Source organism: Xanthomonas cassavae CFBP 4642 (assembly GCF_000454545.1).
GTDB classification, from domain to species: Bacteria; Pseudomonadota; Gammaproteobacteria; order Xanthomonadales; family Xanthomonadaceae; genus Xanthomonas; species Xanthomonas cassavae.
This window is the reverse complement of the sequence record NZ_CM002139.1, coordinates 1,938,401-1,958,685: the sequence shown is the minus strand read 5'-3', so window position 1 is coordinate 1,958,685 and position 20,285 is coordinate 1,938,401. Positions and strand designations below refer to the sequence as shown.

General features: G+C 65.9%; 15 protein-coding genes and 4 pseudogenes. 9 read left to right on the top strand and 10 right to left on the bottom strand.

The features are described 5' to 3' along the window. A partial coding sequence (locus XCSCFBP4642_RS24410) for a hypothetical protein (RefSeq protein WP_033898177.1) occupies positions 1-180 on the top strand: 180 nt, incomplete at its 5' end. A gap of 112 nt (positions 181-292) precedes the next feature. After that, positions 293-841, top strand: a pseudogene (locus tag XCSCFBP4642_RS28375) (glycoside hydrolase family 16 protein); the annotation flags it as partial. 115 nt (positions 842-956) lie between these two features. Here the strand turns inward: XCSCFBP4642_RS28375 and XCSCFBP4642_RS0108790 are convergent. Continuing rightward, the gene (locus tag XCSCFBP4642_RS0108790) at positions 957-1,325 is read right to left on the bottom strand and encodes a response regulator (RefSeq protein WP_029219457.1); all 369 of its coding nucleotides are present in this window, start codon (positions 1,323-1,325) and stop codon (positions 957-959) included. Further along, positions 1,318-2,480 (bottom strand): annotated as a pseudogene (locus tag XCSCFBP4642_RS24400) (PAS domain S-box protein). The gene XCSCFBP4642_RS0108790 and the pseudogene XCSCFBP4642_RS24400 overlap by 8 nt, the downstream one beginning before the upstream one ends. 157 nt (positions 2,481-2,637) lie before the next feature. On the opposite strand from XCSCFBP4642_RS24400, the gene XCSCFBP4642_RS0108780 reads away from it, so the two are divergent. The 5 genes from XCSCFBP4642_RS0108780 to XCSCFBP4642_RS0108760 all read left to right on the top strand — a co-directional run bounded on the left by XCSCFBP4642_RS0108780 (position 2,638) and on the right by XCSCFBP4642_RS0108760 (position 9,027). Next, on the top strand, positions 2,638-5,805 hold the full coding sequence (locus XCSCFBP4642_RS0108780; RefSeq protein WP_029219456.1) for a response regulator: 3,168 nt from the start codon (positions 2,638-2,640) through the stop codon (positions 5,803-5,805). Next, positions 5,778-6,626: a CheR family methyltransferase gene (locus XCSCFBP4642_RS0108775; protein ID WP_029219455.1), complete on the top strand. Its 849-nt coding sequence runs from the start codon at positions 5,778-5,780 to the stop codon at positions 6,624-6,626. Before XCSCFBP4642_RS0108780 ends, XCSCFBP4642_RS0108775 begins: the two co-directional genes overlap by 28 nt. After that, positions 6,623-7,207 carry a chemotaxis protein CheB gene (locus XCSCFBP4642_RS0108770; RefSeq protein WP_029219454.1) on the top strand — a complete coding sequence of 195 codons (585 nt, stop codon included), beginning with the start codon at positions 6,623-6,625 and terminating at the stop codon, positions 7,205-7,207. Before XCSCFBP4642_RS0108775 ends, XCSCFBP4642_RS0108770 begins: the two co-directional genes overlap by 4 nt. Next, positions 7,204-8,328 (top strand): hybrid sensor histidine kinase/response regulator, encoded by a 1,125-nt coding sequence (locus XCSCFBP4642_RS0108765; RefSeq protein ID WP_029219453.1) that lies wholly within the window; start codon positions 7,204-7,206, stop codon positions 8,326-8,328. The genes XCSCFBP4642_RS0108770 and XCSCFBP4642_RS0108765 overlap by 4 nt, the downstream gene beginning before the upstream one ends. Before the next feature lie 339 nt (positions 8,329-8,667). Then, positions 8,668-9,027, top strand: a complete 360-nt coding sequence (locus XCSCFBP4642_RS0108760) for a DUF1428 domain-containing protein (protein WP_029219452.1) — start codon at positions 8,668-8,670, stop codon at positions 9,025-9,027. A gap of 84 nt (positions 9,028-9,111) precedes the next feature. Here the strand turns inward: XCSCFBP4642_RS0108760 and XCSCFBP4642_RS0108755 are convergent, their stop codons facing one another. Beyond that, positions 9,112-10,920 (bottom strand): M61 family metallopeptidase, encoded by a 1,809-nt coding sequence (locus XCSCFBP4642_RS0108755; protein WP_084624443.1) that lies wholly within the window; start codon positions 10,918-10,920, stop codon positions 9,112-9,114. A 214-nt stretch (positions 10,921-11,134) separates the two neighbouring features. Between XCSCFBP4642_RS0108755 and XCSCFBP4642_RS24395 the strand changes: the two are divergent. Continuing rightward, positions 11,135-11,561 (top strand): annotated as a pseudogene (locus XCSCFBP4642_RS24395) (thioredoxin domain-containing protein). A gap of 90 nt (positions 11,562-11,651) precedes the next feature. Here XCSCFBP4642_RS24395 and XCSCFBP4642_RS0108745 read toward each other — a convergent pair. After that, a complete protein-coding gene (locus tag XCSCFBP4642_RS0108745) occupies positions 11,652-14,018 on the bottom strand; it encodes a TonB-dependent receptor (RefSeq protein ID WP_029219450.1) in 2,367 nt (788 codons plus the stop codon). A 260-nt stretch (positions 14,019-14,278) separates the two neighbouring features. On the opposite strand from XCSCFBP4642_RS0108745, the pseudogene XCSCFBP4642_RS29970 reads away from it, so the two are divergent. After that, positions 14,279-15,309 (top strand): annotated as a pseudogene (locus tag XCSCFBP4642_RS29970) (family 43 glycosylhydrolase); the annotation flags it as partial. Positions 15,310-15,395: 86 nt separating this feature from the next. Here XCSCFBP4642_RS29970 and XCSCFBP4642_RS29965 read toward each other — a convergent pair. From XCSCFBP4642_RS29965 to XCSCFBP4642_RS0108700, 6 genes are all read right to left on the bottom strand, one after another. Beyond that, the gene (locus XCSCFBP4642_RS29965) at positions 15,396-15,605 is read right to left on the bottom strand and encodes a hypothetical protein (RefSeq protein ID WP_029219447.1); all 210 of its coding nucleotides are present in this window, start codon (positions 15,603-15,605) and stop codon (positions 15,396-15,398) included. Positions 15,606-15,712: 107 nt separating this feature from the next. Then, a complete protein-coding gene (locus XCSCFBP4642_RS0108720; RefSeq protein ID WP_029219446.1) occupies positions 15,713-17,668 on the bottom strand; it encodes a response regulator in 1,956 nt (651 codons plus the stop codon). Beyond that, positions 17,658-18,533: a sensor histidine kinase gene (locus tag XCSCFBP4642_RS0108715; protein ID WP_029219445.1), complete on the bottom strand. Its 876-nt coding sequence runs from the start codon at positions 18,531-18,533 to the stop codon at positions 17,658-17,660. The genes XCSCFBP4642_RS0108720 and XCSCFBP4642_RS0108715 overlap by 11 nt, the downstream gene beginning before the upstream one ends. Continuing rightward, positions 18,530-19,540 carry an ATP-binding protein gene (locus tag XCSCFBP4642_RS0108710; protein WP_029219444.1) on the bottom strand — a complete coding sequence of 337 codons (1,011 nt, stop codon included), beginning with the start codon at positions 19,538-19,540 and terminating at the stop codon, positions 18,530-18,532. The genes XCSCFBP4642_RS0108715 and XCSCFBP4642_RS0108710 overlap by 4 nt, the downstream gene beginning before the upstream one ends. Beyond that, positions 19,531-19,926 carry an ATP-binding protein gene (locus XCSCFBP4642_RS0108705; RefSeq protein WP_029219443.1) on the bottom strand — a complete coding sequence of 132 codons (396 nt, stop codon included), beginning with the start codon at positions 19,924-19,926 and terminating at the stop codon, positions 19,531-19,533. Before XCSCFBP4642_RS0108705 ends, XCSCFBP4642_RS0108710 begins: the two co-directional genes overlap by 10 nt. Next, positions 19,923-20,285 carry an STAS domain-containing protein gene (locus XCSCFBP4642_RS0108700; RefSeq protein ID WP_029219442.1) on the bottom strand — a complete coding sequence of 121 codons (363 nt, stop codon included), beginning with the start codon at positions 20,283-20,285 and terminating at the stop codon, positions 19,923-19,925. The genes XCSCFBP4642_RS0108705 and XCSCFBP4642_RS0108700 overlap by 4 nt, the downstream gene beginning before the upstream one ends.

The following is a 20,285-nucleotide window of genomic DNA, read 5'->3' as shown; positions in this document are numbered from 1 at the left end:
CCGCGTACCAGGATCGGGGGCGGCCTCCCGGATCCTGGTACGCCCATGGCTGCCGACCTGGCAGCGTCCAGCACCGTGATGTGGGAACAAGATGTGGACCCCTTCGCAGGGGCAGCGGATGATTTCCCGGCATTCAACGAAGAGGAGCTCGCATGGTTGATGGAGCTATTTCCTCAGTGAGGCTCAGTCGGGGGGACTATCTGAGGGTTGGCAGGGATTCGTGTAAGAAACCTTTACTGACAGCAAGTTAGCCCACTTTTGGCTGTGTTTTACACGAATCCCTGCCAACCCTCACATCCGCCTGTACCAAAACCCCGGATCGCAGCTGTACGTGGGCACGCAGCACGCCGCACCTGCCGGACGCTTTGGCGTGTTCACCGAGCAGACCGATACCAGCGCGCGGCTGACCTTCGGGCAGGATGCCGAACTGTATCTATGGAACAACCTCAACCCGATCGCGCAGGCTCCGTTCGAGGGCGGCAGCGTCATGGCCTACCGCGCCAATGCCGGGGCCTGGTTCGGGCTGGGCATCCAGAGCGATTACCGTAATCTGGCCGCCTACGCCGGTGGCGCGCTCAAGTTGCACCTGAAGACGACCACGCCATCCACTTTCAAAATCGGCATCAACACCAGTTTTGGCGATAGCTGGGTGGATTTCGTGGCTGGTGGCAACCAGTACGGACTGGTGCGCGATGGAGCCTGGCACGAGGTGAGCATTCCCTTCAGCGCGTTCTACGATCTGGACCTGCAGGCAGTGAAACAGCCTTTCATGCTGGTGGCCGATCCGCCTGCAGCGGCGGTGGAGATCGCCATCGACAAGGTCTATTACCAGAGCCGGTGAACGCGGCGATGCACTGCAGCCAGCGATCAGCGCTGGCTGCAGGCACCGTTCGACACCAGGGTGCCCCGCTGCCGGGACGGAATGCAGCCGCTCAAGGCGCGATAACCGCCGAAGCTCAGGCGCTGGCGGCCACGCCCTTCAACAGGTCGATGAGCTGGCGCAGGCGATACGGCTTGGGCAGGAAATCGACCCGCGCCGGCAGCGGCGGCAGTTGCGCCTTGGCAAAGCCCGATGCCAGGATCACGCGCGCCTGCGGCAGCAGCTGCGCCACCTGCTCGCTCAATTCGATGCCCGACATGCCGTTGGGCATGCGGATGTCGCTGAACACCACATCGTAAGGACCACTCTCGCGCAGCATGCGCAACGCGCCGTGGCCATCGTCGGCGGTGTCGACGCTGATGCCGGCGTCGCGCAGGGCTTCGCCGATCAACTCGCGCAGTTCCTCTTGATCTTCCACCATCAGCAGGCGCAGGGGTTCAGTCATGCTCGGCCTCCTCGATGGCCGGGAGAAACAGGGTCACAGTGGTGCCGCGTCCTGGTGCGGTCTGGATCTCGGCAAAACCGCCGGACTGGGATGCAAAGCCGAAGACCTGGCTCAATCCGAGGCCGGAGCCCTTGCCAACATCCTTGGTGGTGAAAAACGGTTCGCTGGCGCGCTGCGCCACGTGCACCGACATGCCCGGGCCGTCGTCGCGCACCGCAATGCCGACATAGCGACGCGCGGCGCCGTGCGGGTCCAATGGCGCAGCGCGTTGCTGCACGGCGGTGCTCAAGGTGATCGCGCCACCGTTGGGCATCGCATCGCAACTGTTGAACACCAGGTTGAGCAGTGCCGATTCGAGCTGACCGGGATCAACGCACACGTCCGGCAATGCGTCGGGCAGCTGCAACGCCAGGCCGATCCCGGCCGGGCAGGCGCGGCGCAGCAGCTCCAGCGCGCGCGTCACCACCGCATTGGCGGCGTGTCGTTCCGGTGCCAGCCGTTGACCGCGCGCAAACGACAGCAGTTGCCGCGTCAGCAAGGTGCCGCGATCCACCGCCGTCTGCGCCGCTTCCACCAGCATGCGCGTGCGCGCATCGTCGCCGGCGCGCAAGGCGATCAGGTCCAGGCTGGTCACCATCACCGTCAGCAGGTTGTTGAAATCGTGCGCCATGCCCAGCGTCAACCGGCCCAGCGCTTCCACCTTCTGCGATTGCAACAGCGCATGCTGCGCCTGTTGCAGCAGTCGCTGCGCTTCGTGGCGCTCGGTGACATCGCGGGTGATCTTGGCAAAGCCGACCAGCACGCCGAATTCCAGCACCGGTTCGATCACCACGCTGGCCCAGAAGCGGCTACCGTCCTTGCGCAGGCGCCAGCCTTCGGTGGCCAGGCGCCCCTGCTGGCGGGCAAGCTCGAGATTGCGCATCGGCTCGTTGCGCTGCACATCCTCGGGCAGGTAAAACCGCGAGAAATGCGCGCCGAGTACCTCATCGGCGCGGTAGCCCTTGATGCGCTCGCCACCGTATTCCAGCTGCGCACATGCCCTGCCACATCGAGCATGTAAATGGCGTAGTCGGAAACGCTTTGCACCAACAGCTGGCACTGCCGGCTGTCGTGAGACAGCGGCCCCGCGTTGTCGATGGCCGTCTGGGCATCCATCTGGCGATGTTTTCCCCGAAAAGCGCGCGACCATAGTGACGTGCGCGTGAAGGTTGCGTGCAAGCCGTCACAGCCGTAAAAGCGTCAAAAACCCGGCGATTTGCGCGTGAAACTTATCGGCTACCATGACCGCCCTCCCAGTTTCGGTCCGCGCCTCATGCAGAACATCTCGACCACACGCGACCGCTGGATCTGGGTGTGCGCGGCGGCCTTGATGGCGGGGACATTGGGCGCAGAGCTGGTGACGCCGCTCGGCTATGCAGTGTGGCTGACCTATTTCATAGCCGTTGGCGTCACCGTGTTCCAGAACCGCCCGCAGGCTCCCATCGTGGTCGGCGTGCTGTCGTGCGTGCTGCTGGCAACCGGCTTTCATCTGGCGCCGCCCAGCACCAATTCGAGTTTTTCGTCGATCAATCGCAGCATCGGTGGCGTGTCGTTCCTGGCGATGGCGCTGGTGGTGACGCAGGCGATTCGGGCGCGGCGCCAGGCCGAAGTGGCGCTGTGGCTGCAGCAGGCCGAAAACACCGTGGAAGCCAGCCTGCGTGGCGACCAGAGCCCGCAAGACCTGGCCGATGCCGCGGTGCGCGCCCTGTGCGAGACGCTGGATGCGCAGGTCGGTGCGTTGTATCGCATCGAAGGCGATCGCCTGCGCCTGACAGGCGGCGCCGCGCTGCCGGTGGACATGCCGGCCTCGCTGCCGACCACTGCCGGCCAATGGGGCGAGGTATTGCAGCGGGCGGCGGTGCGCCGGGTGCGCGGCGTGGATGCCGGGCATCTGCAGATCGCCTCCGGCCTGGGTAAGAGCGCCTGCCAGGAACTGTTGCTGGCCCCGGTCACCGCCGATGGGCGGGTAATCGGCCTGCTGGAGCTGGGCCGTGTCAGCGCTGCGCGCCCGGCCGCCACGCGCGAGGAAGAACTGCTGACACGCTGTGGCGAAAACATCGGCCTGGCCTTGCGCACCGCGCTGCTGCGCGCGCAGTTGGTGGCCCTGCTGGAAGAAACCCAGCGCCAGAGCGAGGAACTGCAGACGCAGCAGGAGGAACTGCGCGTTGCCAACGAAGAATTGGAAGAACAGAGCTGCAGCCTGCAGCAGTCGCAGAGCGATCTGGAGCAGCAGCAGGCCGAACTGGAACAGACCAATGTGCAGCTGGAAGAGCGCACCCAGGCGCTGGAAGCGCAGAAGCAGGCCTTGCTGGTTGCGCAGAACCAGCTGGTGCGCAATGGCAATGAGTTGGCGACCGCGTCGCGCTACAAGTCCGAGTTCCTGGCCAACATGTCGCACGAGCTGCGCACGCCGCTCAACAGCGCGCTGATCCTGGCCAAGCTACTGGCCGACAACAAGGACGGCACGCTCAGCGCCGAACAGGTGAAATACGCACAGGCGATCCTGTCGTCCAACAACGACCTGCTTGCGCTGATCAACGACATCCTGGACCTGTCCAAGATCGAGGCCGGGCATGTGGAGCTGGCCGATGAAACCGTGGACACCGGCAGCATCGTGCAGCGGCTGCGCGACACCTTCGAACCGCTGGCGCGGCAGAAGGGCCTGATCCTGGAGATCGAAGCCGAGGTCGGCGCCCCCAGCCAGCTGGTGGTCGACAACCAGCGCCTGCAGCAAATCCTCAAGAACCTGCTGGCCAACGCGGTCAAGTTCACCGAACACGGCAAGGTGCGTCTGTCGCTCCAGGCGCATACGACCGGGCGGGTGCTGTTCAAGGTGGAAGACACCGGCATCGGCATTGCGCGCGAGCAGACCGAGGTGATCTTCGAAGCATTCCGGCAGGCCGACGGCAGCACACGGCGGCGCTATGGCGGCACCGGCCTGGGGCTGTCGATCTCGCGCGACCTGGCGCAACGCATGGGCGGCAGCATCCGCGTGGATAGCGAACCAGGACGCGGCAGCTGCTTCACGCTGGAACTGCCCACCGACGGTGCACCGGCAGAGCGCGTCACCACCCCTGACACCGACCTTGCTGCCACTGCACCAGCATCGGCAGCCGGATCTGCGCAACGCCCGCACGCGGGCCTGGCGACTGCAGCGCGACCTGGCGAAGCCAGCACCGCCGTGCTCACGCCGCCGTTGCCGATTCCCGCCGCCAGCGCCGTGCCACTGCAGCCTGCGCTGGACGACCGCGATCAACGGTTGCGGCCGGGACGCCTGATCCTGGCGGTGGAAGACGACACCCGCTTTGCACAGGCGCTGGTCGATCTGGCGCATGAGCTGGATTTCGACTGCGTGGTGGCGCCCAGTGCCGAAGAGGCGTTACGCCTGGCCGCCGAACTGCGCCCGAGCGGTATCCTGCTGGACATCGGCCTGCCGGACGCCTCCGGCCTGAGCGTGCTCGAACGCCTCAAGCGCGACCCCGCCACCCGCCATATCCCGGTGCATGTGGTGTCCGCACTGGAACGCAGCCAGATTGCGCTGGAACTGGGCGCTGTGGGCTATCTGATCAAGCCGGCCACACGCGACTTGCTGGCCGGTGCCATCCGCCAGCTGGAAGAAACCAACGAACGTGCAGTGCGACGCCTGCTGATCGTCGAGGACGACAGCGCCTTGCGTGCCAATCTACAGCTGCTGCTGGCACGCGACCAATTGGAGATCGTGGCCGTAGGCACGATTGCCGAGGCGTTGGAGCAACTGGCCGGCTCCACCTTCGATTGCATGGTCACCGACCTGGCACTGCCGGATGGCAGCGGCTACGACTTGCTCGAACGCATGGCCGGCAACGATGCAGTGGCCTTCCCGCCGGTGATCGTCTACACCGGCCGCGCACTGACGCGCGATGAAGAGCAGCAGCTGCGTCGTTACTCCAAGAGCATCATCATCAAGGGCGTGCGTTCGCCCGAGCGCCTGCTCGACGAAGTGACGCTGTTCCTGCACAGCGTGGAAGCCTCGCTGCCGAGCGACCAGCAACGCCTGCTGCGCGAGGCGCGTCGCCGCGATGCGGTGCTCGACGGCGCTACCGTGCTGCTGGCCGAAGACGATGTGCGCAACATCTTCGCGCTGTCCAGCGTGCTCGAACCATTGGGCGTGACACTGGAAATCGCCCGCAACGGGCGCGAGGCGCTGGAGCGCCTGGCCACGCGCGACGTGGACCTGGTGCTGATGGACATCATGATGCCGGAAATGGATGGTCTGACCGCGATGCGCCAGATCCGTGCCAATCGGCAATGGCAGGATCTTCCCATCATCGCGCTCACCGCCAAGGCCATGGCTGACGACCGCGAACGCTGCCTGGAAGCCGGCGCCAACGACTACATCGCCAAGCCCATCGACGTGGACAAGCTGGTGTCGCTGTGCCGCGTCTGGTGCTCGCGGCAATGAACCCGGTGGAGCTGTTCGACCTGGAATTGCGGGTGCTGCTGGAGGCTGTCTACCAGCGCTATCACTACGATTTCCGCGATTACGCGGTGTCGTCGCTGCGGCGGCGCATGCGCCATGCGATGGCGCGCTTCGAGTGCACGCGCGTGGCAGACCTGCAGCACCGCCTGCTGCACGAGCCGGATACCTTCGCACAGGCGATGCAGTTCTTCACGGTGCAGGTGTCGGAGATGTTCCGCGACCCGGCGTACTTCCGGGTCCTGCGCGAACATGCGCTGCCGGTGTTGCGTACCTATCCTTCGATCAAGCTGTGGGTCGCCGGCTGCAGTACCGGCGAAGAAGTCTGGTCGCTGGCGATCCTGCTGCACGAGGAAGGCCTGCTGGAAAGAGCGGTGATCTATGCCACCGACATCAATCCCGAAGCGCTTGCCACGGCCGAAGCCGGTGCCTACGGCATCGACCGGATCGCGCAGTTCAGCCGCAATTATCTGGATGCCGGCGGCCTGGGCTCCTTGTCGGATTACTACACCACCGCCTACGACGGTGCGGTGTTCGACCGTCGCCTGAAGCGCAATATCGTGTTCGCCGATCACAGCCTGGCCACCGATACGGTGTTCTCGGAGGTGCATCTGGTGTCCTGCCGCAATGTGCTGATCTATTTCAACCGCAGCCTGCAGGACCGCGCGGTGGGACTGTTCTTCGAGGCACTGGTGCACCGCGGATTCCTGGGCCTGGGCAGCAAGGAATCGTTGCAATTCGGCACGCATGCGCAGGCATTCGAAACCTGCGCGCGCGAGCAGCGCCTGTACCGGAAGGCCGCATGAGCGCCCTGCCTGCGCACCCGCGCTTCGATGCGGTGGTGATCGGTGCATCGGCCGGCGGGGTCACCGCGCTGCAGGCGCTGTTGTCCAGCCTGCCGCCTGCCTTGCCGATGCCGGTGCTGGTGCTGCTGCACCTGCCGCGCGACCGCGCCAGCCACGTGGCCGAACTGATGGATGCGCGCTGCGCGCTGCCGGTGCGCGAGGCCGAGGACAAGCAGCCGTTGCTGGCCGGCACGGTCACCATCGCTCCACCTGATTACCATCTGCTGGTGGAAAGCCGCACCAGCCTGGCGCTGTCGATGGATGCACCGGTGCTGTTTTCGCGCCCGGCGATCGACCCGCTGTTCGAGTCGGCCGCCGATGTGTTTGCCGAGCGCCTGCTGGCGATCCTGCTCACTGGCGCCAGCAGCGATGGCAGCGCCGGCGTGGCGGCCGTGCGCGCCGCCGGCGGCACGGCCTGGATCCAGCGGCCCGACGATGCAGCCTCTCCCTTGATGCCCGCCTCCGCGCTTGCCCACGCCGGCGCCGATGCGGTGCTGACCCTGCAGGCGATCTGCAGCGAACTGGAAACCTTTCGCCCATGAACCTCACTGCGACCGGCCCTGCTGCGCCCGGCGACGAACCCGCCAGGATCCTGATCGTGGACGATGTGCCGCAGAATCTGGTGGCGATGGAAGCGCTGCTGCAGCGCGACGGCATCGAAGTGCTGTGCGCCGCCTCCGGTGCGCAGGCGCTGGAGCTGCTGCTCGAACACGACGTGGCGCTGGCCCTGCTCGATGTGCACATGCCGGAGATGGATGGGTTTTCGTTGGCCGAACTGATGCGCGGCTCGCAGCGCACCCGGCATGTGCCGATCATTTTCCTCACCGCGTCGCCGAACGACCCGATGCGCGCCTTCCAGGGCTACGAGACCGGCGCGGTGGATTTCCTGCACAAGCCCATCGAGCCGCACGTGATCCTGAGCAAGGTCAATGTGTTCATCGAGTTGTACCAGCAGCGGCGCCTGCTCAAGGCACGCAACGCCTCGCTGGAACGCGCGCTTACGCTCAACGAAACCATGATGGCGGTGCTCACCCACGACCTGCGCACGCCGTTGTCGGTGATCCTGTTGTGCGCCGACAAGCTCAGTCTGGACATGGAGACCAATGGCTCGGCGGCACGCACGCTCGACCACCTGGAAAACAGCGCGCGCCGCATGGCGCGCATGGTCGAGCAGCTACTGGATTTCTCGCGCCTGCGCACCGATGGGTTGCCGATGCAGTTCGGCCCCTGCAATGTCGGCGAGGTGACGCATGGCGCGGTGGGTGAGGTGGCGCAGGCCAATCCGCACACCACCATCGACCTGCGCACCGAGGGCGACCTGCACGGCGATGGCGACGGCGACCGGTTGGCGCAGGTGGTGTCCAACCTGGTTGGCAATGCCGTGCTGCATGGCGGCCAGCATCCGGTGCAGGTGCATCTGGACGGGCGCGAGGCCGACACCCTGCGGCTGTCTGTACGCAATGCCGGGCATATCCCCGACAGCCTGATGCCGCGGCTGTTCGAGCCGTTCAAGGCCAGCTTCCATGCCAGCCAGGGACTGGGGTTGGGGCTGTTCATTGCCGATCAGTTCGTCAAGGCGCATGGCGGCACGCTGCAGGCGCGCAACGAAAACGGCGAGGTGGTGTTCGAAGCCCGGCTGCGCCGCCACAACCTGGCGGCCTGACCGCCGCACCGGTTCCGGCACCCGCACCTCACCGCAGGTACCGATCGCATCCTGCGGCCGCGGCCCGCCAATGGGTGTCCTGCCCCATCAGCGGAGTTTGGGCACCGTTATCGGCCAGACCGAGCCTGCGCGGGCCGCGCGCAGCCGCCGAGCGAGCCCGACAGGCGCTGCCCGCGGCGCACGCGGCGTGACAGCCGACTCAAGCAGTGCCGACCGGCCGCATGCGCCGTATGCTCGTATGGCAAGCGCGCTGGACGCACGTTCCTGTCCTCTTGGTCGCACCAACATCCCTTGGTCATCCTCAGGTGCACGCCGTGCACCCAGTCTGCGGAGGTGGTTATGTCGTATATCGATGGGTTTGTGCTTGCCGTGCCTACGGCCAACAAGGACGCGTTCATCGCCCATGCCCGCATGGGCGATGCGGTCATCATGGAATACGGCGCGCTGCGCGTGGTGGAGTGCTGGGGCGACGATGTCCAGCACGGGCAATGGACCGACTTCTATCGCGCGGTCCAGGCCACCGAGGACGAAACCGTGATGTTTTCCTGGATCGAATGGCCGGACAAGGCCACCCGCGACGCAGGCATGCGCAAGATGATGGAGGACCCGCGCATGGACCCATCGGTCAACCCGATGCCCTTCGACGGCAAACGCATGATCTATGGCGGCTTCGTTCCGGTAATGACTTTGCCGGAATAGCGCTGGAAGAGAGGTCCGCTCGCCTGGACGACAGCGCCAGGCGCATGACATCACTCAGTGCACGGTGCCTTGTGGATGGCGAGGTCACGGCACCGCACAGCCCGGTACTTCGGACTGCTCCCATTGGTAGGTATCGACCGGCGCGCCACGCGGCAAATACCTGACTTCGTAAATCTTCCCTTCCCTGGACAATTGCAGCCTCAGGGTCTTGGTCGGGTCCAGCATCACGCGATCACCCACGCCGCCCTTGAGCAGCATATCTCCCTCGCGAACTCCTGCCTTCTCCGCTTCCGATCCATGCACCAAGTCGACAATCTTGCCCGGCGGCGTGAAGGCGCTCATCGAAAAACCAGGGTCGAACGGGCGGGTCTTGCGAAGTACACGCCGAAAACAGGGGCCGTAAGCATCGGAGGGCGGGAGCACCAGTCCGCCGGCCATCATGGATTCAAAGTCCGCAACACCTTGCGGACCCAGTTCATCGCTCAGTATTTTGCGCCAGAGGGCCGCGTTGACGGGAGTGCCGGCAACATGCGCGTCGATCACTGTGTGAATCAAATTGTCCAGCGAACGCTTACCGCCGGACTTTGCAAGCACCGCTGCATCAACTTGCGCGAAATACAGTGATCCCCGCTGGTAGGGAAGCAGGCGCACACGGGCATCGCTCCAGAACTTTTCCACCACCTCGGCGTTGGTCCCGTTGCGTTTGGCACTGGTGTAGTACTGCGCGGCAGTACGATTGAGGTCCTCCAGGAAAACGGAAGCGTCGATCAGCCCCGCCCTCAGCGGCAACGCACGCTGGTAGTACACGGCCAACCCTTCGTTGAACCATGCAGACTTGGTGTTGCCTGGATCGTTCTCTTCGTCCAGGCTGACCATGAGTGCATGCACCATTTCGTGCCCAAGTAACAAACGGACGCCCTGTTCGGTGGTGTCGGGGCCGTAGGTAAATGCGAAGCCGTCCTTCAGGCCAATTCCGCTTCCCGGATTCACTGGATTAGGACGGGCAAATATGCTGAATTTCGCGGCTTGACTGCGAAAAAAATGCGCATAGAAGCGCCGCAGATCCGCACTCCAGCGCATGACCTGGTCCATCGCGAATGTCGGGGTCCCGGCCCAGCTTCCGGTCAAGGCTCCGTCCTCGGACTGGAACACCCCCACCGCACCATGCATGAAGAAAAAATCACGCAGGGCATCGACAGTGAGCGGCTGCCGGGACTTCTGATCGCCGACGCCCAGGTTACTGATAGCCCGGGTGCTCTTCGCGCCAGGCGGCAGCACCCAGCGAATCCATACGGTGCGTTGAAGGTCATCATCGGGCAGTGCCAAAAAAGACGCGCCAGCGCCCGAGAAGGCATATTCGCCGGTTCGCAACTCGGTCATCGGGCTGCCGACCAGCGGCTTTTGCGCATCGATGGAAATTCGGTATCTCACCCGCACCGTGCCAACGACCGTGCGATCTGCCTGCCAGCGACGCATGACATCGTTAGGCGTCAGCTCGAGATCCTGCACCGTCAGCCTCAGCGGCCCCTTGGCATCTGCCACCTGCAGATCGCTCAGCTGATCGGCACTGGTCACGGTTGAGTCGCTAACCTTGCTCAGTTGCAACACGGTCTCGCCTCGGTCGGCTGTCACTCCATCAATGTCCAATGCAACATCAAGATAGGGAAGAGCGCCGTGTGCATCGAACTCGGCAGGACTCAACTCCAATATCAGACGGTGACCGTTGACCGGCGGAGTCGCAGCGGCAACCGCCCCCCCCCAGATTACCAACCCCGCCAGGCAAAACCGCACCACGCCTTTGATGACGTGCGCTACGCGCTCAAATCGGTCGCTCACAAGACCGGCATCTACTAAGCCAACGCAGAAGCGAGGGGCAATCGTCGTGTTGTGCATGGGAGTATTGTCGGGTTCGGGCACTACGGCGAGAGTTTGCCAGCGAGAAAAAGACGCCACCTATGCAAAGGGTCATCTTGCGCCAAAATCTACTGAAATGAGAACGCAACTGCGCTTTTTCGGAGAGAAGTCGTAACGTCGAACAATACACCTGCGACCAGTTTGTTATCGATACCCGGACAGTCGCCATGCCCACGATTCCACTGCTGGTCAGCTGGTCGGCTGCCCCGCCTGTGCCGCATTGAATCGTCTGCCGGAAGTGCGCTTGCGCGATGCTCCGCGCTGCGGAAGCTGCCGTATGGCCCTGCTCACCGGCGCGCCGGTGGCGCTGTCGGCTGTCGATTTCGACAAGCACGCCGTGCGCAGCGAACTGCCGCTGGTGGTGGATCTGGGCGCGGTGATGCGGGCGGTGCCTGAGCATGGCACCGCACTTCGCCGCCGCTGCGGCCACGCTGGAGCCGCAGATGCGGCTGGCCAGGGTGGACACCGACCAGCATCCGGCGCTGGGCAGGCGCTTTGGCATTGGCAGCATTCCCACTCTGCTGGTACTGCGCGGCGGGCACGAGATTGGCCGGCATTCCGGCCCGGTGAGCAGCGCGCAGATCGTCAGCTGGGTGCGCTCGGTCCTGAGCCAGGGCTGACAACGCCGGCGGCGCATCAACGCCACTGGCTTGGCTGACACACCAGACGGGGCCGCGACGGCTGCGCCGCGGCCTTGCCTCAGACAGGCGTTACTGCCAGTTGACGTTGACCGACACCCCCACGATGCGCGGCTCGTTATAGACCGCCGCCATGTAGTTTTCGATCACGCCCTTGACGTTCTCTTCGTTGGTGATGTTACGTGCGAATGCCGCCACCTCCCACGCACCGTAACCGCCGGTATAGCCCAGCTTGAGGCCGCCTTCGAAGTTGCCGTCGGCGCGGAACTCGGTGGAGTCGTACAGCACGAAGCTGGTCTCGCCCTGCCTGTTCCAGTCGGTGGACACGAAGAACGCGCCGTCGTTGCCCACAGGGATGTCGTAGCGCGCCGCCAGGTTGAGGGTGTACTTGGGCGCATTGGGCAGCGGGTTGCCGTCGATCTGCGCAAAGGTGTTGGCACCCACGCGGATGGTCGGGTCGTTGACCGTGCACACCACCACGCCATTGAGTGCGCAGGCCTGTGCATAGACGCGCGTGTCGTGGATTTCGCTGTGCAGCAGGCTCAGGCCGGCAGTGAGCGACAGGTTGGAGATCGGGCGCCAGTCCAGGTCCGCTTCCAGGCCGTAGGCCTTGGCCTTGTCGGCATTGAACAGCACACCGTTGCCGTCCGAGTCGTTGCCGTTGAGCTGGATGTCATCGACGGTGTAGGTGAAGCCGCTGACATTCAAACGCAGGCGATTGTCGAACAGGCTGCTCTTGATGCCGGCTTCCCACGACAGGATGGTTTCCGAATCGGCGGTGGTGAAGTCCGAATTGAACACCGCGCTGCGACCCTGGATGGTCGGGCCGCGGAAGCCGCGCGCAACGCGTGCATACACGCTCAACTCCGGGTTGAACGCATACATGGCGCTCAGATCCCAGCTGGGCTGGGTGTCGGACAGACGTACCTCGCGCCGGCCGCGGTAGGTCACCACGCCGGCGGCGGTGTCGGCGCTCTTGAGCAGGCGGGTCTCCTTGGTGTCCTTGGTCTGGCGGATGCCGGCGGTCAGCGTCAGTGCGTCGGTGGCCTTGTAGCTGAGCTGGCCGAAGCCGGCCCACGAGGTGTTGGTGTTGCGCAGGCGCACCCAGTTGTTGGGATTGCGCGCGGCGGTCTGCAGGAAGTACGCACGCTGATAGAAATCGGTGGTGTCGCGGCCATCGAAGTAGAACGCGCCCAGCTGCCACTGCAGGGCGTCGTCGCCTTCGCTGGCCAGGCGCAGTTCCTGGGTGTACTGGTCCAGGTCGCGGATCTGGCCCATCGACTGGCCGAAGCCGTTGGGCACGCCGTTGACCGGGTAGTTGGCCGCTGCGCCGCCATCGGTGTCGCCACGGCTGTAGCCGGAGGTGGTTTCGTAGGCGGTGATCGAGGTCAGCGACACGCCGCCGAAGTCGTAGATCGCCTTGAGTGAGCCGCCGTCGGTCTGGTACGCCTGCGGGTTGTCATGCGCTTCATCGTAGGCCACGCGATCGCGCGGCACGTCCACCTTATCGCTGCCGCGGGTCACCGCATTGCGCAGGAACAGCGTGGAGGTGCCGTCGTAATCGCGTGTGTGCACCGAGCCCAGCAGCGAGAACGCATCGTTGGGCTTGAGCAGCACCTGCAGACGCGCATTGCGGTCGTTGTAGCCGCCCATCGCATCCTTGCGCGGAGTGCGCGTGCCATCGGCGCTGCTGCCGGCGAAGGTGTTGTCCACCCAGTCGTCGCGGTGCTGGTACAACGCCGAGACGCGGAACGACAGCACATCGTTGATCGGGCCGCCGAAGCCGCCGTCCAGCGATACGGTGTTGTAGCTGCCGTAGCTGGCATCGAGACGGCCGGTGTAGCTGTCGCTCGGCCTGACGGTGTCGAACTTGACGATGCCGGCGGTAGTGTTGCGACCGAACAGGGTGCCCTGCGGGCCGCGCAGCACTTCGACCTGGTCCACGTCGTAGACCGGGTTGGACTTGAGCACCACATGCTCCAGCACCACGTCGTCCTGGATGATGGACACCGGCTGCGAGGCGCCCAGATAGAAGTCGATGTTGCCCAGGCCGCGGATGTAGAAGCGCGGGAAGATGCGCCCGGTGGTGGTCTCGGCATAGAAGCCCGGCACGCGGCCGGACAGTGCCAGCAAGGTGTCGTCGCCACCGGCGGTGTACTGGCGCATGGCCGCGCCCTGCACCACGCCCACCGACACCGGCACCTCCTGCAGGTTCTGCTCGCGGTGCTCGGCGGTGACAGTCACCGTATCCAGTGCCGTCGGGCTGCCCTCGCCCTGGGTCGTCGGCGCCTGCTGCGCGGCGGCGGCCGCCGCCATCCAAGCCAGCAGCAAGCCGGCGCAGGCGCGTGCCAGCGGCCTGCGCTGCAATGCGGTGCGGCTGCGCACGGCGTGCGGGGTAGCGGGCGTCAGCGACGGCGAGACAGGCGAGTACAACGACATGCGGGTGGGTCCTTGGGTGAGTGACGCGAGAATGAGTCCGTTCGGCATGGGCATGCCGGAAGGGGGCGCAGCATGGCGACGCGCGCACGATATGTCAGCAATGTTGCAGCGAAGTGGCAGCCGCGACCGCCCCGGCCGGCGGCCGTGGTACAGGCAGTCGTGCTGGGCTGCCATGGCAGATCGTCTGCGCCCTGTCCTGCCACGAAGTGTCATGCTGCCGCGGGGCTGGCGCCGGGCCAGTGCAACGAATGCGGAAGCGGGTGGATTCCGGGTTCAAGCCCGCGACCAATCCAGAACACATCGAAGGCCCGCACCTGTTCCGCCGCGATGGCTATTACTACCTCACCGCGGCCGAAGGCAGCACCGGTGAGCAGCACGCGCAGATGATCTACCGCAGCCGCCAGATCAGCGGCCCATACGAGCCCTGGAGCGGCAATCCGGTGCTCACCCAGCGCGACCTGGACCCCAGCCGCAGCGCACCGATCACCTCGGCCGGGCATGCGCAATTCGTCGAGCTCAAGGACGGCGCGTGGTGGGCGGTATTTCTGGCCACCCGTCCGTACCAGGGCGATCAGTACAACCTGGGCCGGGAAACCTTCCTGTTGCCGGTGACCTGGCGTGACGGCTGGCCGGTGGTGCTGCCGCACGGCAGTGCGGTGCCACCGGTCGCCACCCGTCCCGTCCTTGCCCGCTGGCACGCAGGCCCTGCCCACCAGCGGGCCGATGCAGTGGAGCGAGCGTTTCCAGGAGGCGCGGGTCCCGATGCAGTGGATGACCATACACCCGCCGCCCCCGCCGTGGCACCTGCCTGGCCCGCAGGGCTTGCGCATCGCGCCGTCGAAGGTGGCGCTGGGCGATCTCGGCCGCGGCCAGCCGGCGTACCTGGGGCACCGCCTGCAGCATCACCACGCCACTGTCGTTGCGCAGGTGGATGGCAGCGCGCTGGCACCCGGCGGGCAGGCCGGCCTGGCTATCGTGGCCAAGGAAAGTCACTTCCTGGCGGCGATGCTGGTACGCGACGATGCCGGCGCGGCGGTGGTGCTGTATCGCCGCGCCGGGCTGCAGGACCCAGGCATCGGCACGGAGCTGGCGCGTGCACCCCTGCCCGACGCAACCCAACCGGTGCAGCTGCGCTTCGCGCCGGATGGCCGCGCGACTGCAGGTGGATGACGCCATCGGCACCGGCCAGTGGCAGACCTTGCTGGAACAGGGCGACGCCAGCGTGCTGAGCACCGACACCGCCGGCGGATTCCTGGGCGCCACGTTCGGGCCGTACGCGTCTTGGCGCTGAGCGCAGCCGCGCTACCGATGCGAATTGTGGGGCGGGGGCTGAGGCGGGAGATTAGGGATTAGGGATTAGGGATTAGGGATTAGGGATTAGGGATTATCGCAACGTACACGTGCGAGCGCATCGCCCCGCGCGCGGCGCGGAACCACGCCGCTGTAGCGCGCCTCTCCATGCACGACCTCGCTCCGCGTGCACACAGGAAACACCTGCAGCAGGCTAATGCGGCATCTCACGCGCTGGCGATCGTCGCGCGTCACGCACCAGACGATGTCGAAGAACGCATCGCCCTCCAGCGCCACTGCCGCGCACCGCTCCAGGCGCCACCCTCTTGCGTCTGTACCACGCGTCCGGCCTGGTGGTTGCAGCTAATCGCAGCCAGCCGTCGCTGCGGCCAGCGCAGCGGCCGCTACGCGCGCGCCAGCGCGCTGCTGTCGAGCATCTGCCCGACGGTATTGAGCAGGTCGTTGAGGCTGAAGGGCTTGGGCAACAGGGCCATGCCGTCGGCCAGGAACTCCTGCCGGGTGATCGCGTTTTCTGCGTAGCCGGTGATGAACAAGATCGGCAGTCCCGGCCGCAACACCCGTGCCAGATCGGCCATGTCGCGCCCATTCATGCCCGGCAGGCCGACATCCGACACCACCAGATCGATCGGCACCTCGGTGCGCAGATGGGTCAGCGCGCCGTTGGCGTCTTCGGCTTCGAGCACGAGATAGCCCGCATCGGTGAGTACCTCGCTCACCATCATGCGCACCACGTCGGTATCGTCCACCAGCAGGATGCGCGCATTGTGCGTGCGCGGCGTGCTCGGTGCCGGCGCCGGTGGCAGCTCGCTGGCGGTCAGCCCACGCGGCAGCAGCAGCGTCACCGTGGTGCCCTCGCCCACCTGGCTGGTGATGCGCGCGGTGCCACCGGACTGACGCGCAAACCCGTAGGTCATCGATAGGCCCAGACCGGTGCCTTCGCCAATGGGCTTGGTGGTGAAGAACGGCTCGAACACCTGGTTGAGGATGGCCGGCGCGATCCCGCTGCCGTTGTCGATCACCTTCACCGCCACGTACTCGCCGTCGTCCAGCTCCGGGTCGTCGAGCGCGGTATGCGCGGTGGTCTGCACGCGGATGCTGCCCTGGCCCAGCAGCGCGTCGCGGGCATTGATCACCAGGTTGAGCACCACGTTTTCCAGCTGGTTGGCATCGGCCACTGCCACCAGCGTGGCGTCGGCCAGGTCCAGTTCCAGCACGATGTTTTCGCCGATCGAGCGGCGCAGCATGTCTTCCAGCGAGCGCACGCGCAGGTTCACGTCGAACGGCTGGGTATCCAGCGATTGCTTGCGCGCAAACGCCAGCATGCGCTGGGTCAGTGCCGCCGCGCGGTGCGCCGAGCCGGTGGCGATCTCGGCCAGCCGTGGCACCCGCTCGATGCGATTGGATTCCACTGCCAGCTGGATCATGTCCAGGCCGGAAATGATGCTGGTCAGCAGGTTGTTGAAGTCGTGCGCGATGCCGCCGGTGAGCTTGCCCAGCGCTTCCATCTTCTGCGCCTGCAGCAGCTGGATTTCGGTGCGTTGCCGCTCGGCGATCTGGTGCGCCAGTTCGGTGGTGGCGGTGTCCAGTTCCTGGCGCTGTTCGCGCTCGCGCAGCCGCTGTTCGGTCACGTCCTCGACCATCAGCAAGCCCAGATCCGGCTCGCGGTACGGCGATACCCGCCACTCGGTTTCGCGTGCCCGGCCATCGTGCAGCAGGGTCAGGGCGCCGCTCCAGCGTTCGCGTCGCCGCAGCGCGGTGGTCAGCGCCTGCACGGTCGCGGACTGGTCCAGCCCGGCCGCCTGGATCGCCTTGGCCGGGCTGGCGCTGCCGATCAGGCGCTGAAACGCCGCATTGACCTCGTGCGTGTGCAGCTGCGCATCGACCACCGCGATCGGTGCGCTGATGTGTTCGAAGATCTCGCGAAAGCGTGCCTCGCTGGCCCGCAGTTCCTCTTCGGCGTGGCGCGCGCGCAGCAAGGTGCGCAGCGTGGCGACCAGCACGTTCGGGTCCACCGGATGGATCATGTACGCATCGGCGCCGGCATCCAGCCCAGTGATCATGTCGCCGGTGGCGATCGAGGCGGCCGAGACGTGCACCACCGGCAGCAACGCGGTGCGCGGCTCGGCGCGCAGCGTGCGCACGATATCGAAACCGCTCGTGTCCGGCAGGTTGACGTCCAGCACCACTGCCGCGAACGCCTGCACGGCCAGCTTGGCCAGGCCATCGGTGCCGGTGCCGGCCTCCTCGACCACGAAATGATGGTGCTCCAGCACGCGCCGCACCGAGTAGCGCGTTACCGCATTGTCGTCCACGACCAGGATGTGGTGCTTACTGCCCAAGTGCCTTCTCCGCTGCCAGCGTCACCGGCAGCACCACGAAAAATTCCGACCCCTGCCCCACCACGCTGTTGATGCCGACCCTTCCGCCAAGCAGTTCGGCGAAGCGCTTGCAGATCGACAGGCCCAGCCCGGTGCCGGTCAGGCGCTTCTGCAACGGCGAGTCCACCTGTACAAAATCCTCGAACAAGGCCTCGTGAAGCTCCGGCGCGATGCCGATGCCGGTGTCCTGCACGCTGAAGCGCACGTGGCGCTCGTCTTCCAGCTGCGCCAGCACGCGCACATGGCCTTGCGGGGTGAACTTGAGCGCGTTGGAAATGAAGTTGCGCAGGATCTGCGCCAGCTTCTTGTCGTCGGTGTACAGCATCGGCAGCACCGGCGGATCTTCGAAGATCAAGGTGGGGGTGCCGACATCGGTGAGCGGGCGGAACATGCCGCGCAATGCGGCGAACAGGTCCATCAGGTCGAACCAGCCCGGCGAGATGGTGATGCGCCCAGCCTCGATCTTGGCCAGGTCCAGCAAATCGTCCACCATCTCGCTGAGTTCGCGCGTGGAGGCGCTGACAAAGCGCACCTGCTTGAGCTGCTCGTCGTTGAGCGGCCCGTCCATGCCGTCTTCCAGCAGCCGGGTGATGCTCAGGATCGAGCCCAACGGGGTACGGAATTCATGGCTCATGTACGACAGGAAGCGGCTCTTGAGCTCGGACACATCGCGCAACTGCTCGGCCTGCTGGTCGAGCTCGGCGTACAGGGCGAGCACGCCCTGGTTGGTTTCTTCCAGCTCCTCGCGCAGGGCCTGGTTCTGCTGGCGCAGGGTCTCCAGTTCGGCCAGCGGATCGCCGGCCGGTACCGCATCGGGTGCGTTCATTGCAGGCCTCCCAGGCGCATGACGAAGACGCAGGCATCGTCGCGGCCGCGCGCGTAATCGCGCGCCAGCACCGCGGCGATGATGCGTGGATGGCGCGACAGCACGCCGGGGTGATCGCGCAGGTTCCAACGCGATTGCAGGCCGTCGCTATGCATCACCAGCACCTTGCCGGCGGCCTGTGGAAAGTCGAAGGGTTGCGCCTTGCGAAACTGCACGCCGACGATGCCCGGGTGCGAAGGCATGCCGCGCACGCCGTCGCCATCGCTCAGCGTCGCGGCGATATTGCCCACCCCGGCAAAGCGCACCCGGCCGGTTGCGACGTCGAACTGCATCACCGCCGCGGCGCCGCCGCGGGTGCCGGACATGGCGGCGTGCAGCCGTGCCAGACGCTCGCCGGGCTCGCCGCTGGCCACCGCGGCGGCGCGGGCACCCGCATCGGCGGCATCGGCGGCGCCGGGCCCGTGGCCTAGGCCATCGATCACGGTGACGGTAGCGCGCTGCGCATCGACACACAGCTGCCAGGCGTCGCCGCAGAGGGTTTCGCTGTGCAACGGCAGGCGGATCGCACCATAGGGCAGGTCCTCCGCCGTCTCCTGCGTGGCGTGCACGCGCGCCAGTACCACCGCACCGGTGGCATCCGAATACGCATCCAGCAGCGCGGCATGCCGCTGCACGGCGCCCAATCCGTTCCCGGGCGTGCTGCCGGTGGAATAGCCATCCGGCAGGCAGTCGGCGAGGACGAAGCCGGGGCCGTGATCGAGCGAGCACAATTCCACGCCAGGACCATGGCGGCCGGCCACGCTGCACAACTGCATCTGCCCGCCACCGGCATGGTTGAGCAGGTTGGTGCATAGCTCGGTGGCCACCAGCGCCACGCGCCCGCAGGCGTCTTCGTCAAATCCGCAGGCCTGGGCCAGCGCCACCGCGTCGCGGCGCACCTGGCCCACCTGGGTGGACTCCTCGACGCGGATCACCTGGGTGAGCGCGCCGGCAACCGTCACTTCCATTTGGTGATGGTGATACGGGTGCCCTTGCCGGCTGCACTATCCAGCACGAAATCGTCCACCAGCCGCCGGCTGCCGGACAGGCCCAGCCCCAAGCCGCTGCCGGAGGTCCAGCCGTCGGTGAGTGCCAGATCCAGGTCGGCAATGCCCGGGCCTTCGTCGCGAAAGGTCAGCTGCACGCCCTTGCGCATGCCGCTTTCGACCAGCGCCCAGTCCATGTCGCCGCCACCACCGTAGATCACGGTGTTGCGCGCCAGTTCGCTGGCCGCAGTCACCAGCTTGGTCTGGTCGACCAGCCGCAAGCCGCATTGCACCACCAGCTTGCGCACGGTCTGCCGCGCCAGCACCACATCCTGCTCGGTGCGGACCGGTTGCGAACCGGCGCTCATGATTGCGGGTCGGGTTGTTGCAGCAGGCGCATGCCACGTTCGACATCGAGCGCAGTGCGCACCGACGGCAGGGTCAGCCCCAGTTCGACCAGGGTGATCGCCACCGCCGGCTGCATGCCCACAACCACGGTCCGCGCACCCATCAGCGCCGCCAGCCCGGAGATGGTGCTGATCATGCGGCCGATGAACGAATCGACGATATCCAGTGCGGAAATATCGATCAACACGCCGCGCGCGGAAGTGGCGCTGATCTTTTCCGACAAGTCTTCCTGCAGCTTCAGCGCCAGTTGGTCATGCATGTCCACCTGGATGGTGACCAGCAGCAGGTGACCCATGCGCAGGATCGGGATGCGCTCCAT

Coding starts and splice junctions, on each gene's coding strand:
- XCSCFBP4642_RS0108710 (WP_029219444.1), bottom strand. CDS start 19,540: ATGGAAGTGACGGTTGCCGGCGCGCTCACCCAGGTGATCCGCGTCGAG.
- XCSCFBP4642_RS0108705 (WP_029219443.1), bottom strand. CDS start 19,926: ATGAGCGCCGGTTCGCAACCGGTCCGCACCGAGCAGGATGTGGTGCTG.
- XCSCFBP4642_RS0108780 (WP_029219456.1), top strand. CDS start 2,638: ATGCAGAACATCTCGACCACACGCGACCGCTGGATCTGGGTGTGCGCG.
- XCSCFBP4642_RS0108715 (WP_029219445.1), bottom strand. CDS start 18,533: ATGAACGCACCCGATGCGGTACCGGCCGGCGATCCGCTGGCCGAACTG.
- XCSCFBP4642_RS0108760 (WP_029219452.1), top strand. CDS start 8,668: ATGTCGTATATCGATGGGTTTGTGCTTGCCGTGCCTACGGCCAACAAG.
- XCSCFBP4642_RS0108765 (WP_029219453.1), top strand. CDS start 7,204: ATGAACCTCACTGCGACCGGCCCTGCTGCGCCCGGCGACGAACCCGCC.
- XCSCFBP4642_RS0108745 (WP_029219450.1), bottom strand. CDS start 14,018: ATGTCGTTGTACTCGCCTGTCTCGCCGTCGCTGACGCCCGCTACCCCG.
- XCSCFBP4642_RS0108755 (WP_084624443.1), bottom strand. CDS start 10,920: ATGCACAACACGACGATTGCCCCTCGCTTCTGCGTTGGCTTAGTAGAT.
- XCSCFBP4642_RS0108770 (WP_029219454.1), top strand. CDS start 6,623: ATGAGCGCCCTGCCTGCGCACCCGCGCTTCGATGCGGTGGTGATCGGT.
- XCSCFBP4642_RS0108790 (WP_029219457.1), bottom strand. CDS start 1,325: ATGACTGAACCCCTGCGCCTGCTGATGGTGGAAGATCAAGAGGAACTG.
- XCSCFBP4642_RS0108700 (WP_029219442.1), bottom strand. CDS start 20,285: ATGGAGCGCATCCCGATCCTGCGCATGGGTCACCTGCTGCTGGTCACC.